General features: G+C 32.7%; 15 protein-coding genes. 11 read left to right on the top strand and 4 right to left on the bottom strand.

Annotated features, from left to right (window positions below; genetic code table 11):
- The first annotated feature begins 238 nt into the window (after window positions 1-238).
- From HNP99_RS14545 to HNP99_RS14535, 3 genes are all read left to right on the top strand, one after another.
- Window positions 239-1,417, top strand: a complete 1,179-nt coding sequence (locus HNP99_RS14545) for an imelysin family protein (RefSeq protein WP_173854115.1) — start codon at window positions 239-241, stop codon at window positions 1,415-1,417.
- 62 nt (window positions 1,418-1,479) lie between these two features.
- Complete coding sequence (locus tag HNP99_RS14540) at window positions 1,480-2,880, top strand: di-heme oxidoreductase family protein (protein WP_173854114.1); 1,401 nt, start codon at window positions 1,480-1,482, stop codon at window positions 2,878-2,880.
- A 112-nt stretch (window positions 2,881-2,992) separates the two neighbouring features.
- A complete protein-coding gene (locus HNP99_RS14535) occupies window positions 2,993-3,778 on the top strand; it encodes an alpha/beta fold hydrolase (RefSeq protein WP_173854113.1) in 786 nt (261 codons plus the stop codon).
- A 172-nt stretch (window positions 3,779-3,950) separates the two neighbouring features.
- Here HNP99_RS14535 and HNP99_RS14530 read toward each other — a convergent pair whose 3' ends face one another.
- From HNP99_RS14530 to HNP99_RS14520, 3 genes are all read right to left on the bottom strand, one after another.
- Complete coding sequence (locus HNP99_RS14530; RefSeq protein ID WP_173854112.1) at window positions 3,951-4,673, bottom strand: DUF4197 domain-containing protein; 723 nt, start codon at window positions 4,671-4,673, stop codon at window positions 3,951-3,953.
- 197 nt (window positions 4,674-4,870) lie between these two features.
- Window positions 4,871-5,725, bottom strand: a complete 855-nt coding sequence (purU, locus tag HNP99_RS14525; protein WP_173854111.1) for a formyltetrahydrofolate deformylase — start codon at window positions 5,723-5,725, stop codon at window positions 4,871-4,873.
- 32 nt (window positions 5,726-5,757) lie between these two features.
- On the bottom strand, window positions 5,758-6,465 hold the full coding sequence (locus tag HNP99_RS14520; RefSeq protein ID WP_173854110.1) for a DUF4197 domain-containing protein: 708 nt from the start codon (window positions 6,463-6,465) through the stop codon (window positions 5,758-5,760).
- Between the two features lie 279 nt (window positions 6,466-6,744).
- On the opposite strand from HNP99_RS14520, the gene HNP99_RS14515 reads away from it, so the two are divergent.
- Window positions 6,745-10,185: a methylmalonyl-CoA mutase family protein gene (locus HNP99_RS14515; protein ID WP_173854109.1), complete on the top strand. Its 3,441-nt coding sequence runs from the start codon at window positions 6,745-6,747 to the stop codon at window positions 10,183-10,185.
- 117 nt (window positions 10,186-10,302) lie between these two features.
- On the opposite strand, the gene HNP99_RS14510 is transcribed toward HNP99_RS14515, so the two are convergent.
- A complete protein-coding gene (locus HNP99_RS14510) occupies window positions 10,303-10,836 on the bottom strand; it encodes a type 1 glutamine amidotransferase domain-containing protein (RefSeq protein WP_173854108.1) in 534 nt (177 codons plus the stop codon).
- A gap of 393 nt (window positions 10,837-11,229) precedes the next feature.
- Here HNP99_RS14510 and HNP99_RS14505 point away from each other — a divergent pair, with 393 nt between their 5' ends.
- From HNP99_RS14505 to HNP99_RS14475, 7 genes are all read left to right on the top strand, one after another.
- Entirely contained in the window at window positions 11,230-11,715 is a 486-nt protein-coding gene (locus HNP99_RS14505) for a hypothetical protein (RefSeq protein ID WP_173854107.1), read from the top strand.
- Between the two features lie 93 nt (window positions 11,716-11,808).
- Window positions 11,809-12,339 (top strand): hypothetical protein, encoded by a 531-nt coding sequence (locus HNP99_RS14500; RefSeq protein ID WP_173854106.1) that lies wholly within the window; start codon window positions 11,809-11,811, stop codon window positions 12,337-12,339.
- Window positions 12,340-12,754: 415 nt separating this feature from the next.
- Window positions 12,755-14,944, top strand: coding sequence for a glutamine synthetase III family protein (locus HNP99_RS14495; RefSeq protein ID WP_173854105.1), 2,190 nt, complete (start codon window positions 12,755-12,757; stop codon window positions 14,942-14,944).
- Window positions 14,945-15,543: 599 nt separating this feature from the next.
- The gene (locus HNP99_RS14490; RefSeq protein ID WP_173854104.1) at window positions 15,544-16,398 is read left to right on the top strand and encodes a hypothetical protein; all 855 of its coding nucleotides are present in this window, start codon (window positions 15,544-15,546) and stop codon (window positions 16,396-16,398) included.
- 64 nt (window positions 16,399-16,462) lie between these two features.
- The gene (locus HNP99_RS14485; protein ID WP_173854103.1) at window positions 16,463-16,999 is read left to right on the top strand and encodes a hypothetical protein; all 537 of its coding nucleotides are present in this window, start codon (window positions 16,463-16,465) and stop codon (window positions 16,997-16,999) included.
- Between the two features lie 7 nt (window positions 17,000-17,006).
- The gene (csgH, locus tag HNP99_RS14480; RefSeq protein WP_173854102.1) at window positions 17,007-17,405 is read left to right on the top strand and encodes a curli-like amyloid fiber formation chaperone CsgH; all 399 of its coding nucleotides are present in this window, start codon (window positions 17,007-17,009) and stop codon (window positions 17,403-17,405) included.
- An 11-nt stretch (window positions 17,406-17,416) separates the two neighbouring features.
- A complete protein-coding gene (locus HNP99_RS14475) occupies window positions 17,417-17,731 on the top strand; it encodes a CsgE family curli-type amyloid fiber assembly protein (protein WP_370566951.1) in 315 nt (104 codons plus the stop codon).
- Window positions 17,732-17,734: the final 3 nt, after the last annotated feature.

Genomic DNA, 17,734 nt, shown 5'->3' with positions numbered 1-17,734 from the left:
TTATTAAGATTAAATAAAAATAATTTCCGCAAAGATATAAAGCATTTATTGATAGGCAAGTTTTGTTTAGATTATTTCTAAATAACTTTTAAACAATCATTATTAATGCTAAAAAATCCAAATAACGATACCTTAATTTAATCTAAAAATTTATTTAAAATAAATCTAAATTAGCTTTGTCAATTCAAACAAACCCTATATTTTTGCCTTAAATTTAATTATTCTAAATAATAATAATATGAAAAAAGTGGTTCTAAGGACATCCTTATTTTTATTACTTGCGACTTTTACTTTCTCTTGTAATAGTACAGATGATAATGCTGACAATATTACAACTGTGACCAAAAAGGAGGTTGTAGCAAACTATGTGAATATTGCTTACGCAAATTATAAACAAGCTTATGATGACGCTGTAGTTTTAGAGACTGCTATAAATGCTTTTACAGATGCGCCAACGCAAGCTAATTTTGATGCAGCAAAATCTAAATGGAAACAATCAAGAGAAAGCTACGGTACAACAGAAGCTTTCCGTTTTGCAAATGGACCTATCGATGATGAAAACGGACCAGAAAGCTTGATGAATGCTTGGCCATTAGATGAAAATTACATTGATTATGTAGATGGAGCAAGTGCTTCAGGAATCATTAACGATCCTATTACTTTTCCTATTATCGATAAAGCATTTTTAGAAGCTGAAAATGAAAATGGTGGAGAAAAGAATATTAGTGTAGGATATCATGCGATTGAATTTTTACTTTGGGGACAGGATTTAACTGCCCCTTCTGAGAAAAAAGCTGGATTAAGACCTTATACTGATTATGTTGTAGGAATAAATGGAACAGCTGCAAATCAACTTCGTAGAGCGGCTTATTTAAAAGTATGTGCTGATTTATTGACTGATAATCTAGAATATATGGTTAACCAATGGAAAGTAGATGGTGTTTATAGAAATACTTTCTTAGCATTATCAGATGATCAAGCAATCAAAAATATATACTTAGGGATAACAACTCTTGTTTCAGCTGAATTACCTGTTGAGCGCATGTATGTGGCTTTAGGAAATGCAGATCAAGAAGATGAACATTCTTGTTTTAGTGACAATACGCATAGAGATATTGCACTAAACTTACAAGGTGTTATCAATGTGTACCAAGGTAAATATGGTACAATTGATGGTGCTTCGTTAGAAGATTTAGTAAAACAAGTTAATGTTGATGTCTACAATGATACTGATGTTGCTGTTAATGCTTCATTGACTAAAGTAAGTGCAATTTTGACGCCATTCGATTTAGCCATTTCCGGTGGAATCGACTCTGTAGAAGGTGCTAAAGTTAACGCGGCAGTTATCGCTCTTAAAAGTTTAGGCGCTAATTTATTAGCTGGAGCTTCAAAAATTGGAATTACCGTTAACGGATAATTTAATAAAATATGTATAACTAAAGTGTCCTTTTTTTAGGACACTTTTTTCTGTTTAAAGCAATGAAGAATAATGTAAAAATTTTGGTTTTGTTGATTAGCTTTCAATTTCTTAGCTGCAGTAGTAGTGATGATAAATACATTCCGCTTACTGCTGAAGAAGGAGAGCAATTTTCAGGTGGTGAGACTACCTTTTTTAATGCTACTGAAGAGGCATTTGGTTTCTCAGCTCCTAATTTGACTTTTGAGGAAGAAGGTGATTTTGGGATAGGGAATTCCTTTTTCCGTCAAAGTTGGGTTACTGCTCCTTCTTCTACCACTGCTAGAGATGGTTTAGGACCTTTTTTTAATGCCGTTTCCTGTTCTGGATGCCATTTTAAGGATGGTAGAGGAAGACCGCCTTTAGTAGATGGTGAAACAGCGCATGGTTTATTACTTCGTTTAAGTATTTCAGGTGTTAATGCTAACGGAAGTTATTTTCCCGACCCTATTTATGGTGGACAATTACAAGACAACGCTATATTGGGACAAACTGTAAAAGGAAAGTTCAATATAATTTATCAGGATATCACAGAGACTTTTGAGGATGGAACTACGGTAGTACTTCAAAAACCGAATTATATCTTTAATAGTCTGGGGTATGGTGCATTTGCTTCAGCTATAAAAGTATCTCCTAGAGTAGCCAATCAAATGATAGGTTTAGGGCTTTTAGAAGCAATTGATGAAAGTACATTATTAAAATGGGCAGACCCTAATGATAGTAATAATGACGGAATCTCAGGAAAACTTAACTATGTCTATGATATTGCCTCTAATTCTAAAAAAATAGGTCGCTTTGGCTGGAAAGCTAACCAACCAAATGTGCGTCAACAGGTAGCAGCAGCTTTTTCTGGAGATATCGGAATAACATCGAGTTTATTTCCTGATGAAAACTGTCCGCCTGGTGTAGATTGTGATGCAATTCCTAACGGAGGCGCTCCTGAAATCACGGATCTTAATTTAAACAGAGTCGCCTTATATTCTAGTACGCTTGCAGTTCCTGCTAGAAGAAATTATACGGAGCAAAATGTTTTAGAGGGGAAAAAAATATTCGAAACAATTAATTGCACGAGTTGCCATATTGCTAAGGTGCAAACTGGAAATACGCATGCTATTACAGCCTTACGTAATCAAATTATTAGACCGTATACTGATTTATTATTGCATGATATGGGAGAAGGTTTAGCAGATAACGCTCCGGATTTTGAAGCTTCGGGAACTGAGTGGAGAACGCAGCCTTTATGGGGAATTGGTTTAATTAACACAGTAAATAAGCATACAAATTTAATGCACGATGGAAGGGCTAGAAACGTAACCGAAGCTATTTTATGGCATGGTGGTGAAGCCCAACAATCTAAAAGTAGCTTTAAAAAACTTTCGGCAACGGATAGAAATAAACTCTTAGAATTTATAAATTCGTTGTAAAACAATTAATAAGATACTACTAAAAGGGACCTGATTTAACGGTCCCTTTTTTTGTGTAAAAAAAGCAACAGTAGTAATTGGAAATATTATGCTATTTTTGCAAAAAAAAAGCGTGATTAGTTATACCCTATACGAAAACAATAAAAATGCCCAATGGGTGACTTTTGTGCATGGTGCAGGAGGGAGTTCTTCTATATGGTTCAGGCAAATTAGAGATTTTAAAAAACAGTACAATGTTTTATTATTAGACTTGCGCGGTCATGGAAACTCTAAAAATACCCTAAAAGCAGCTTTTAAACAAAAATATACTTTTTCGGCTTTAGCCAATGATATTCGGGAAGTATTAGACCATTTAAACATCGAGAAGTCCCATTTTGTAGGCATCTCATTAGGAACAATTCTCATTAGGCAATTGGCCGAAATGTATCCTGAACGTGTGCAGAGCATGATTATGGGGGGAGCGATTTTAAAGATGAATTTCAGGTCTCAAATTTTGATGCGTCTTGGTAATGCTTTTAAAAATGTCATGCCCTATTTAGTTTTATATCGGTTTTTTGCTTTTGTGATTATGCCCAAGAAAAATCATAAACAATCTAGAATTCTCTTTATAAACGAAGCTAAAAAAATGTATCAGAAAGAGTTTATAAAGTGGTTCAAACTAACCACAGAGATAAACCCCATATTAAAATGGTTTAGACAAGTAGAACTTAATATTCCTACACTTTATGTTATGGGAGAAGAGGATTATATGTTCCTGCCTTCAGTACGTAAAGTTGTTGCTAGTCATTATAAAACATCACAGCTATTTGTGGTAAAAAACTCTGGGCATGTTGTGAATGTAGAACAGCCTGTAATCTTCAATAAAGCAGTTTTACAATTTATGGGTAATACCCAATAAAAAATGCCAGCATCTAGAAGATGCTGGCACATTTAACTAACCAAAACCAAATAATAAATAACCAGTTTATTACTCCTGCAAAGTTAAACCATAAGCTTACCTATTGCTGTTAATATTGTGTTATTAGTTTGTTGTTTATACGTTAAGATTTGATCTCAACTTTTTGGTTTTTTTACTTTTTATCTTGCAAAGCAAATACTTTTTTAAGAACGTCAGAAGTTCTTGCATTTAAGTTACTTCTAATGTCTTTTTCTTCTACAGTAATCATTTTAAATACTCCATCAAGCGCTTTGTTAGTAATGTAATCTGTAATATCTGGATTTACTTTAGAAACAAATGGCAAGGTATTGTATTTATTTATAATATTTCCCCAAACTACATCAGCACCTACTTTACCAATCGAGGTTTGTACTACGGGATTGAACTTCGCATACAATGCAGTGGTTGTAGAATTTTGTAAATAACTAGTTGCAGAATTATCAGCACCCAGTAAAATACTTTTTGCATCTGTAATGCTCATGTTTTGTATTGCAGAAACAAAAATAGGTGTCGCTTCTTTTACAGCATCTTCGGCAGCACGATTTAGTGCTTTTATTCCGTCGTCAGCTAAACTACTCATTCCCATTTTACGTAAAGCCTTGTCAACCTTGACTAATTCTTCGGGCATTAAAATCTTTACGGCCTCATTTTTATAAAATCCGTCCGCCTCTGTTAATTTAGAAACTTGTTCTGTAACTCCTTTGTTCAAGGCTTCTTTTAATCCAGCAGCAATATCCAATCCCGAATTTGACCCGCTAATTTCGGTAACTTTATCAGTCGCTTTTTTAAGCAAATCTTTGAATTGTGCGGAACTAATTAAAGGAATAAACAATAGTAATAGTAGTAATTTTTTCATTTTTAATATTTTTGTATAGGTATAATCTAAAACTATGCCTTTTTAATACATTTTGATTTAATATTTTTTTGAACCACTAATTAATAAGTGTAGAATACTATTATTGGTGATTAGTTTTTGCTTTTTTTTTGTAACTCAGTTTTAACTAGTCAGTAAGTGGTGAAACCGAAATTAGCTGCTTTAATTAGCGTCTATTTCTAAGAAAATATTACTGTTTTATTGCTATATGTCATTACTTTTCTTTCGGCATGTAATTTTATGGCTCTTGCCAATACGATTCGTTCTAAATCTCGTCCTTTCATAATAAAATCCTCTACGGAGTTAATATGAGAAACTCTAGTAATATCTTGTTCAATAATAGGTCCTTCATCAAGTTCTTCGGTAACATAATGACTAGTAGCACCTATGATTTTTACTCCACGTTTAAAAGCCGAATGGTAAGGTTTTGCACCAGGAAAGGCAGGCAAAAAAGAATGGTGAATATTGATGATTTTATTCTTGTATAAGCCAATCAATTTTGGTGTTATGATTTGCATATAACGAGCCAAAACCACAAAATTTACTTCGTACTCTTGCAGTAACTCAATCTGTTTTTGCTCTCCTGCCTCTTTATTGTCTTTAGTAAAAGGAACATGGAAAAACGGAATATTAAATTGGTCTGCAATTGGTTTTAAATCGATATGATTGCTAATAATCAACGGAATTTCCACGTTTAATTCTCCTGCGCTGTAGCGCCCTAAAATATCATACAAGCAATGGTTGTATTTAGATACAAACAAAGCCATTTTTGGTTTTAAATCCTTGTTGTAAAAATCCCATTGCATATTAAAATCGTGTGCAATAGTTTTTTTAAAATCTTCTTTTATCGAAGCCAAAGAAATAGTACTATTAGTCAGTTCACTTTCAAGTCGCATGAAAAAAACGTTTTGCTCCACATCAACATGTTGGTCAATGTAGGTAATATTTCCTTCTACTTTTACTATAAAATTTGTCACTGCGGCAATAATTCCTTTTTGGTCTTTGCAATGAATAAGTAAAGTGATTTTTTGCATTTGGTTGGTTGTTTTTTGGTAATAGGTGTTAATTATTTATTGTCTTGCATAGCAAAAACCGATTGTAATAAAGGAGAAGTTCTAGAGCTAATATTTGTACGAATATTCTTCTCTTCAACAGCAATCATTTTAAAAACGCCATTCATCGCTTGAGTAGTAACGTAGTCATTCAAATCGGGATTCACTTTGTTTACAAGCGGTATACTATTGTATTTATTGATGATGTTTGTCCATACTTTATCAGCGCCTACTTTGCTAAATGAGTTTTTAATCACCGGATTAAATTTAGCATATAAAGCAGTCGATGTACTGTTTTGTAAATAAGTCGTTGCCGCCATGTTATTTCCTAGTAAAATGGTTTTTGCGTCAGTAAAATTCATGTTTGTAATCGCGCTCACAAATATAGGAGTCGCTTCTTTTACTGCGTCTTCGGCAGCGCGGTTTAGTACTTTCAATCCTTCGTCAGCAAGCGAACTTAATCCAATGCTTCTTAATCCTGAATCTACTTTTCGTAATTCTTCAGGCAAAAGGATTTTTACTGCTGCATTTTTATAAAAACCATCCGTAGCGGTCAATTTTGTTACTTGTTTCGTGATTCCGTTATTCAAGGCTTCTTTCAGTCCGCCCGAAATATCTACTGTGCCAATAGTTCCTAATCCAGGGTATTGTGTGGCGATTTGTTGTAATTCGGCACAACTAGAAAGGGTAAATACGACAACTAAAATCAATAATTTTTTCATGTTTCTTTATTTTATTTTTCAAAAATACTATTTATATCATACCGAGAAGCATATTTTTCTTTAGAAGCAGTAACTTTATGTTATATTTAGGAGCAGTTGTCCTGCTGTACGTTATATCCACTTTGCAATTGCTGAACACCAGCAATTACAAAGCGGGATGCCACTTCCATCAGGGCTAATTATCACGTTTTCTGCTTTTTTATCAACATCTCAAAGGAAGATTCTACAATCATTAAAAATTTTTGTAAATTGCACACTTAAAATTATCATATTCTCAAAATGAATCCACAAACACCGTATATTCCTAAGAATAAAGTAAGAATAGTAACTGCAGCCTCTTTATTTGATGGCCACGATGCAGCTATAAATATAATGAGACGAATTATTCAATCTACAGGAGTAGAGGTAATTCATCTTGGGCATGACCGTAGCGTTGAAGAAGTAGTAAATACTGCCATTCAAGAAGACGCCAACGCAATTGCTTTGACTTCCTACCAAGGAGGGCACAATGAGTATTTTAAATACATGTATGATTTGCTGAAAGAAAAAGGGGCAGGTCATATTAAAATCTTCGGTGGTGGAGGTGGAGTAATCTTACCTTCTGAAATTGCTGAATTGCAAGCATACGGAATCACACGTATTTACGCTCCAGATGATGGACGTTCTATGGGATTACAAGGAATGATAAATGATTTGGTAGAACGATCTGACTTCCCTACAGGTAATAAACTAACAGATGAAGTGGCGCAATTAGCCTCAAAAAATCCAACAGCTATCGCAAGAATTATTTCTGCGGCTGAGAATTTCCCAGAGGTTGCTAAACCCGCTTTAGAAGCCATTCATAAAATGAATGAAAACTGTAAAACTCCAGTTCTAGGGATTACAGGTACTGGTGGGTCAGGAAAATCGTCATTGGTCGATGAATTAGTTCGTCGTTTTTTAATTGATTTTCCAGAAAAAACAATTGGTTTAATTTCTGTGGATCCATCAAAAAGAAAAACAGGAGGAGCGCTTTTAGGAGACAGAATCCGTATGAATGCGATCAATAATCCTCGTGTTTATATGCGTTCTTTGGCAACTCGTCAGTCTAACTTAGCATTATCTAAATATGTTGCTGATGCGATTCAAGTAATCAAAGCAGCAAAATACGACATTATCATTCTAGAAACTTCTGGAATTGGGCAGTCAGATACAGAGATTATGGACCATTCGGATGTTTCATTATATGTAATGACTCCTGAGTTTGGTGCAGCAACTCAATTAGAGAAAATTGACATGCTTGATTTTGCTGATTTGGTAGCGCTTAATAAATTTGACAAACGTGGTGCTTTAGATGCCATTCGCGACGTTAAAAAGCAATACCAACGCAATCATAATTTATGGGATGTAAATCCTGATGAGATGCCTGTTTTTGGAACCATTGCTTCGCAGTTCAATGATCCTGGAATGAATACGCTGTACAAATCGATTATGGATAAAGTAGTAGAAAAAACAAGTTCCGACTTGAAATCTACTTTTGAGGTAACTCGTGAAATGAGTGAGAAAATCTTTGTGATTCCGCCACATAGAACGCGTTATTTGTCTGAAATTGCTGAGAGTAACCGTAAATATGATGAAACGGCTGTGAGCCAACAAAAAGTTGCTCAAAAATTATACGGTATTTTCAAAACGATAGAATCCGTTTCAGGTAATGTTCCTGTTATTAATAAAGTGGGAATTGATGATACATCAGTTTATCCATCGGCTATTAGGGAACAAGATGAAAACAATATTTTCCTAAACCTATTACTGAATCAATTTGATAAAGTAAAAATGGATTTAGATCCCTACAACTGGGAAGTAATTTTGACTTGGGACGAAAAAGTAAATAAATATAAAGATCCTATCTACTCGTTTAAAGTGAGAGATAAGGTAATCGAAATAAAAACGCATTCAGAATCATTATCACACTCTCAAATTCCGAAAATAGCCTTGCCTAAATACGAAGCTTGGGGTGATATTTTGAGATGGTGCTTGCAAGAAAATGTTCCAGGAGAATTCCCTTTTACTTCAGGGTTGTATCCTTTTAAAAGAGAAGGCGAAGATCCTTCCCGTATGTTTGCGGGTGAAGGTGGGCCAGAACGTACCAATAAACGTTTTCATTATGTAAGTGCTGGATTGCCAGCAAAACGTTTATCAACAGCCTTTGATAGTGTGACTTTATATGGTAATGATCCGCATGTACGTCCAGATATTTATGGAAAAATTGGTAATGCTGGAGTTTCTATTTGTTGTCTTGACGATGCTAAAAAATTATACTCTGGTTTTGATTTGGTTCATGCTTTAACTTCGGTAAGTATGACAATAAATGGGCCAGCACCCATGTTGCTTGGCTTCTTTATGAATGCCGCAATTGATCAACAATGTGAATTGTACATCAAAGCAAACGGATTAGAGAAAGAGGTTGAAGCCAAAATAAAAGCGATTTATAAAGAAAAAGGAGTGACTCGCCCGGTTTACAACGGTGATTTACCTGCAGGAAATGATGGTTTAGGATTGTATCTTCTAGGAGTTACGGGTGATCAAGTTTTACCTGCGGATGTATATAATGAAATAAAGGTGAGAACGCTTTCACAAGTACGTGGAACGGTTCAAGCAGATATTTTGAAAGAAGATCAAGCGCAAAACACTTGTATTTTTTCAACAGAATTTGCCCTACGTTTAATGGGTGACGTTCAAGAGTATTTTATTACTAATAACGTAAGAAACTTTTATTCGGTATCCATTTCAGGATATCATATTGCAGAGGCGGGTGCCAACCCAATCACGCAATTGGCATTTACGCTTTCTAATGGATTTACGTATGTAGAATACTATTTGAGTCGCGGAATGAGTATTAACGATTTTGGACCTAATTTATCCTTCTTCTTTTCAAATGGAGTAGATCCTGAGTATGCGGTTATAGGTCGTGTGGCTAGGAAAATTTGGGCGAAAGCCATGAAAACAAAATACGGTGCTAACGAAAGAGCCCAAATGTTGAAATACCATATTCAAACATCAGGACGTTCTTTACATGCGCAAGAAATTGATTTCAATGATATCCGTACAACATTACAAGCCTTATACGCTATTTATGACAACTGTAACTCGTTGCACACTAATGCGTATGACGAAGCGATTACAACGCCTACAGAAGAATCTGTACGTCGTGCAATGGCAATTCAGTTGATTATTAATAAGGAATTAGGTCTAGCCAAAAACGAAAACCCAATTCAAGGTTCGTTTATTATCGAAGAATTAACAGACTTGGTAGAAGCTGCTGTTTTATTAGAATTTGATAGAATTACAGAGCGTGGAGGAGTTCTTGGCGCCATGGAAACCATGTACCAACGATCAAAAATTCAAGAAGAAAGCTTGTATTATGAAACATTGAAACATACGGGTGAATTCCCAATTATTGGAGTAAATACCTTTTTAAGTTCAAAAGGATCACCAACAGTTATTCCAGCTGAGGTAATTCGTGCAACTGAAGAAGAGAAACAATTCCAAATTAAAACTTTAGAGAATTTGCATAAAGCAAATGCCAAACAAGTGCAAGTGCAATTGGAAAATATTCAAGATGCGGCTATTAAAAACGAAAATTTGTTTGATCATTTAATGGAAGCGACAAAAGTGTGTACGCTAGGACAAATAACAGCTGCTTTGTTTGAAGTAGGAGGACAATATAGAAGAAATATGTAAGCAGAGAATCGCTTATCCCGATTTTTATCGGGATATATATGAAATATTAAAACAAAAAAAATGCGGAAATCACTTTCCGCATTTTTTTATTGCATTAATTGAGAATTACACTTGTTGTTAGTGCTTTCCTTCTTTAATTTCTTCTACCATTTTTTTATTAAATGCTGGTAAATCGTCAGGATTTCGACTAGTCACTAATCCTTTGTCTACAACCACTTCTTGATCATGCCAGTCTGCTCCTGCATTAATTAAATCAATTTTAATAGATGGGTAAGAGGTTATTTTTCTACCTTTAACTAAACCAGCACTAATTAAAATTTGAGGTCCATGGCAAATGGCTGCTACAGGTTTTCCTGCTTCAAAGAAATCTTTAATGAATGATAAAGCATTTTCATCAGTTCTTAATTTGTCTGGATTGATAACTCCACCAGGCAATACTAATGCATCGTAATCAGTAGCTTTTACATTTTTTAACTCTTGGTCTACTTTGTAATCTTTCCCCCAATCAGTAGACGCCCATGATTTTATGCTTCCACTTTCTGGACTTACTACATCTGCTTGCCAACCTTGTTTTTCTAAATATTCTTTTGGTGAACTTAACTCTACTTCTTCAAATCCGTTTGTTGCTAAAATTGCTATTTTCTTACTCATAATAGTATAGTTTGTGTGTTATTATTTTGTTTGATATAAAATTACAAATCACTTTAAGAAACAAATCATAATAGGTTATTAAAAAAGAATTAATCTTTGTTAAAAGGAAAGTGTGTATATGTTTATGGTAGAGTAAATAAGATACAATAGCTTTTTTTACTTTGGCTCTAAGCCAAGATTTAGGAATAATAATATTGTTTTATTTGATGGTACAGGAAATTTTATAAAATAAATTATTGGTATTAATTTTTTTATTTTTTGGCGTAAAGCCTATAATATGCTGCTGTAATTGTTAGTTGTTTTGTGTGTTTTGAAACTTTGAATAGAGCGTGTACTATTTTTTGGCACAGTTAATGAATACTATCAAAAAGTAACCATTTAAATAAAAAGATTATGAAAAAGATATTTACCTTATTAGCCTTTGTGGCTGTTTTAAGTTTGCAGAGTTGTACAGTTTCGGAGGAAGTTTATGTTGATAACACTCCTAGAACTGAAGTTTTTGAAGTACCAACTTCTTTTGTAGCGGCTAACAATTATAGTAAACAAATCGTTTTTAACCCTAATATTTATTCTTCGGATGAGGTTTTAGTGTACCGTTTGTCGGGTAGCAATGTTTGGGAATTATTACCAGAATCACATTATTTTAATGATGGAAGTTTTGATTTTGGATATGAATTTGATTACACAAATAGGGATGTAACAGTGTACTTAACGGGTAGTAATTTAAAAACAGTTCCAACAAATTTTAGATTAGACCAAATTTTGCGTGTCGTAATTATCCCAGATAGTTTTGCGAAATCAATAAATAAAAAGAATTACGTAGATGTTTTAACTGCTTTGAATCTAAAAGACGACCAAATCAAAACGATTAATTTTTAAAAATATAGTTGAAGAGGAGGTATGCATATCTCCTTTTTTTATGTTTAACTTTGGTTGATTAAAATAAAAAAGAACCTTTTAAATTTTATACTTATGAAAAAAATAATGACACTTGTAATGTTAGCAGGGATGGTAATCGTTTCTGGATGTAGTGGATCAGATGGTGCTCCAGGTTTTGACGGTCAAGATGGATTGGATGGACTTAATGGATTGGATAGTGAAGTTTTTCAACTTAATAATTTTGATTTTGTGAAAGATCCTGTAGTTGGTTACACAATTTATCAAAAATTCACTCCAGTTATATTGTCTTCGGAAAATATATTGATTTATAGAAAAACAGGAACTACGACATCAAATGATCCTATTTGGCGCCTGATTCCTAATACAATAAATGCAACACAGGGTGAAGTGAAATATGATTTTGATTTTAGTAAAGAAGATTTTAGTATTTATGTTAGCGCTACTTATGATTTAGCTTTGACACCAGCCTACATTAATAATCAAACGTTTAGAATTGTAATTGTACCAGGGACTATGTCAACAACAATTGATAAAAATAATTATCTAGATGTTGTTTCCTCTTTAAATATTAATGAAAGCCAAGTTAAGGCAATTAATTTTTAATACTTTTGGATTATGTAATATAAAAAAAGGAAATCGTGAGATTTCCTTTTTTTATTTAGAGCAATTACGCCCCTTATTAAAACCTGATTCCTTTTTTTTTAGTTTTAAATTTACCTTTGATTAGCAATAAAATCCTTGTGTAATTTATAAAAACAAATTATTTTTTACTCCTAATTTCTAAATAATTCTTAGAACAGTTAATACGTGACAAGTAATTAACTCTGAATACTAGCAGAATACGATAATTGCAAAATTTAGCTATAAAATTGAGTAGGTTGGTAATTAAGACGGTTGTTTTTGATAAATGTGTAATTTTAGAAGATGTACCCTTAAAAAAAGGAGGTAAATTTCATCTAAAGTGATAATTATTCTATATTTGCACTCTATTAACGGGGGTTTAATTAAAAAAAAAATTATGTCAACAATACGTTTCCAAGCTTTAAGAGAAGCTTCAACTAGAAAACCAGTACAATTTGAAGAAACAGGCAGGAAATCTGCTATTTTCGGCTCAAATGTTTTTAATGAAAAGGCCATGAAGCAATATTTGACTTCAGATGCTCTTAAAGGAGTTCAAGGAGCGGTACAGCACGGGACTAAAATTGACAGAAAATTAGCTGATTATATCGCAATGGGTATGAAAGAATGGGCACTTGCAAAAGGTGTTACTCATTATACACACTGGTTTCAACCATTGACAGGTGCTACAGCTGAAAAGCACGATGCTTTTTTTGAAACATCTTATGATGGTAGTGATCCAGTAGAGAAATTTGGTGGAGCACAATTAGTACAACAAGAACCAGATGCTTCTAGTTTTCCAAATGGTGGAATTAGAAATACATTTGAAGCAAGAGGGTATACTGCATGGGATCCAACATCTCCTGCGTTTATATATGGTACAACTTTATGTATTCCTACTGTTTTTATTTCTTATACAGGAGAAGCATTAGATAATAAAATTCCATTATTAAGAGCATTATCTGCAATTGATGAAGCAGCTACTGATGTTTGTAAATATTTTGATAAAAATGTAAAGAAGGTTACTGCTACACTAGGTTGGGAGCAAGAATATTTCTTGATAGATAGATCGTTAGCAGAGTCTCGTCCTGACTTAATGATGACTGGAAGAACATTATTAGGACACACATCTGCAAAAGGACAACAGTTAGATGACCATTACTTTGGTTCTATTCCTACTCGTGCATTAACGTACATGAGAGATCTTGAACAAGAATGTATGTTACTTGGAATTCCAGTTAAAACACGTCATAATGAAGTAGCGCCAAACCAGTTTGAGTTTGCACCTATTTTTGAAGAGACAAATCTAGCTGTGGATCACAACTGTCTATTGATGGATGTAATGCAAAAAGTGGCTGAACGTCATGATTTAAAAGTATTACTTCATGAAAAACCATTTAAAGGAGTTAATGGTTCAGGAAAACATAATAACTGGTCGCTGGCTACTGATACTGGAGTAAATTTGTTGAGTCCGAGTAAGACACCAATGACTAATTTACAGTTTTTAGCTTTCTTTATTAACACAATTAAAGCGGTAAATGATCACGAAGCGTTGTTAAGAGCAGCAATTGCTACAGCAAGTAATGATCATAGATTAGGAGCTAATGAAGCGCCACCTGCAATTATCTCTGTTTTTATTGGAGCACAATTGACTAAAGTATTAGAAGAGTTAGAAGGTGTTACTACAGGAAAATTATCTCCTGAAGAAAAAACAGATCTAAAACTAAATGTAGTTGGTAAAATTCCAGAAGTAATTCTCGATAATACAGATAGAAATAGAACGTCACCATTTGCTTTTACAGGAAATAAATTTGAGTTTAGAGCGGTAGGTTCTACTGCAAACTGTTCTAACGCGATGACTACTTTAAATACTATTGTTGCAAAACAATTAAAAGACTTTAAAAAAGAAGTAGATTCATTGATCGAAACAAAAGACATGAAGAAAGATGATGCTATCTTCAACGTTTTAAGAGAGTATATCAAGCATTCTAAGAAAATTCTTTTTGAAGGAGATGGATATAGTGAAGCTTGGGAAATTGAAGCTGCTAAAAGAGGCTTGAGTAATTTTAAAACTACTCCACAAGCTTTGAAAGCAAGAGCATCAAAACAAGCTTTAGATTTATTTTCTAGTATGGGAATCATGAATCATATAGAGGTTGAAGCTCGTTATGAAATTGAATTAGAAGAGTACACTAAGAAAATTCAAATTGAAGGAAGAGTTTTAGGAGATATTGCTACAAATCACGTAATTCCAACAGCAATACGTTACCAAAACACACTAATTGAAAACGTAAAAGGATTGAAAGATATCTTTGGAGATGATTTTGAAAAAATTGCTAAAGAGCAAATCATAATCATAAAATCTATTTCTAAACATATTGAAGGAATCAATTCTAAGGTTCTTGAAATGACTAATGAAAGAAAGAAAGCAAATGTTTTAACAGATGCTCAGGAAATGGCTGAGGCTTATTGTGATAATGTTAAGCCTTACTTTGAAATAATTAGAGAGCACTGTGATAAATTAGAACTTTTAGTTGATAATGAATTATGGACTTTAACTAAATATAGAGAATTGTTGTTTACAAAATAATTCTTAAACAACTTTATAATTATAACCGCTTCATTATTGAGGCGGTTTTTTTGTTTTTAATAATATCAATTTTAGGAATTAATTTGCTTAATGTTAGCTCACTATTATAAAAATTTACGGGTTGATGTATAAGGGAATCTTAATGTAGTTTAAGACATAATTATTATTGATTACATTATTTTTGTTTAAATGACAATAACTTGTTTAATAGTGATAATGATTGCAGTATGTTTATTTTTTTATTGTAAATGTTGTGATAAACTTTATTTTTATTGCTCAATAGTAGATAGGTAATTGTTTTCTTATACATGATTTTTAAATAAATGCATTTCATCGGATTAGAATTGCTTTTTATCGAAAAATAGTTAATTATTTGAAAAACAAGTATTTATACGGGGGTCTTTTCTGGAATACTTTTATATCTTTGAAATGTAATAATTCGGAAAAAGTTAATCATTATGTTTAATGTTTTACGAGATATTAATGAGAGAGATTCCCAAATCACTTTTTTAGGCCTACATTAAATAAAAAAGTTTCCCCACAACTTTTTTAAAACCTACATAATAACTTGTATTAATAACCAATTAAATATATTTATTATGAAAAAAGTAATTTTAAGCGTCTCAGCGATGCTATTCGGATCGGCAATGGTTTTGGCTCAAGGAGCTCCAGTTTCTACCTATGCAGCAAATTACAGTATTGTTACAGAAACAGGTAACAGCAATTCAGCAAACATTATGCAAACAGGAGACAAACATGTTTCTGAAGTAACTCAAGACGGAATGAATTTTGGTTTTGGAGGTTTTAAAAACGAGGCATATGTTAAGCAGTCTGGAGATAATCAAAAAGCTATTATTGGATCACATGGTGATAAAAATATTGCTACAGTTGTGCAAAAAGATGAATTTAATTTAGCTACAATTGACCAAGGTGTAGGCTATGCTGAAAAAAACGAAGCTACTGCTAAACAAGATGGTTCTAAAAATGAGTCTACTCAAACACAACGCTTTGATAGAAACACAGCTTTTGTTAAACAAGATGGGGATAAAAACACCGCTTTTCAAACTCAAAGTACTTTGTCTAACTTAGCTAAAGGAAGTGAAGCTATTATTCGTCAAGATGGTAACAGAAATATGGCTAGACAAACTCAAAATGGGGAGGATAATTATGCTAAAACTACTCAAACTGGTAATTTAAATAAAGCTTGGTCTACTCAAACAGGTGATAAAAATAGCGCAATAACTAGTCAGGACGGTAATCGTAACAAAGCTTGGGCTACACAAACAGGAGACAAAAATGAGGCTATAACTAGACAATCTGGAAATGATAACTGGTCTACTATTGCTCAACTAGGTGATAATAACTTTGGTAGAGTTGTACAAGAAAACGGATTGCAAATGAGTATTGTTTCTCAAACAGGAAACAGTAATTCAGTAAACGTTCATCAAGACTAATTAATTAAATATATAAAAGAGGTAGTTTAGTAATGAACTACCTCTTTTTTTTTAAACTAATATTATGAAAACTAAAATATACATACTTTTAATTGTGTTTTCATTTTCTCAAATGGCTATTAGTCAGAATATTTTGGAGGGTATAGGTAGTGAAAAGACAAGTTCCTTAAGTGACTTTTCTAAAGAAATGAGGTTTCATTTGATATCCCAGATTAATTTTAAAAATGAAAAAAATAATCTACAAAAGGATTATTATCAAAACGAAAATTTAAATATTAATCAAATCGGTAGCTATAACTCTATTAATGTAAAAATATCGGCTAAAGTTTTAGCTCTTGATGTTTTACAAAAAGGAGATGAAAATAGATTACAATTAGATAAACAAGTTAACGACTTGAAACAAAAAGTGATTCAAGAGGGACAAAATAATACGATTAAAGATATTTCTCTATATAGGACTAGTAATGATGTAAATACAGAGTTTATTCAAAAAGGAAATAACCAGACTATCCATAACTACGGAGAAAATTCCATTTCAAAAGATATGAAGGTTATACAAAAAGGGGACGGAGCAGCTGTTTTTATTTTTAATCATAAATAAATGAATAATGAAATGGAGTAATTTATTTAATGGAATTGTAGTTTTTCTATTTACGGTAATGTGTTATTCTCAAACGACAAATACAAAAGTAAAAGCTAAAATAGAATTTGAAGAAAATGATGGGGTTATTAAAATAACTGGAACGGCTGAAAATTTGACCGAAATAGTAAAAAGTGTTTCTTATACTTCGACAGTTATAAAAAAAAATAATTCTAATAACAATTCCTCTAATAACGTACAAGAAGGTTTGTTTAGTTTAAAGGCTAATGAAAATAAAAACCTATCTACAACTCAGGTAAATTTGAGTAATGGAGATGAAGTAATTGTGTTGTTACTTTTTTATGATGAAAATAAAAAACTCATTGGAAAAGATAGAGTAGTTTTTGGTGATGAAAAAAAAAAGTAGAAGTACTACCAATTGATGGCTTTGAGCTCAGAGGAATCGTTTCAGATGAGACAAAAACTAGAATGGGTAAAGATTTCTATGATTTGTATTATTATCTCTATAATGAATATAGAATAAATTCTAAAGAAATAGTTGCAGTAAATGAAGAATTCAGCTTTTCAAGGAATACAAAAATAATGATAAGTATAAACAATGAGCTTGTTTATGAATTTTTATCTCGGCCTGATGAAGATTATCTTGATACAATGGCTAAAAAAGCAATTTATGAAACCTACCTGCATTTAAAAGATTTAGAAAAGAAAAGTGAATATTTCACTCAATACTAATTA

This window comes from Flavobacterium gelidicaeli (genome assembly GCF_013294005.1).
Taxonomy (GTDB): domain Bacteria; phylum Bacteroidota; class Bacteroidia; order Flavobacteriales; family Flavobacteriaceae; genus Flavobacterium.
Note: the sequence above shows the minus strand (reverse complement) of the source record. Positions and strands in the feature narration are given on the sequence as shown.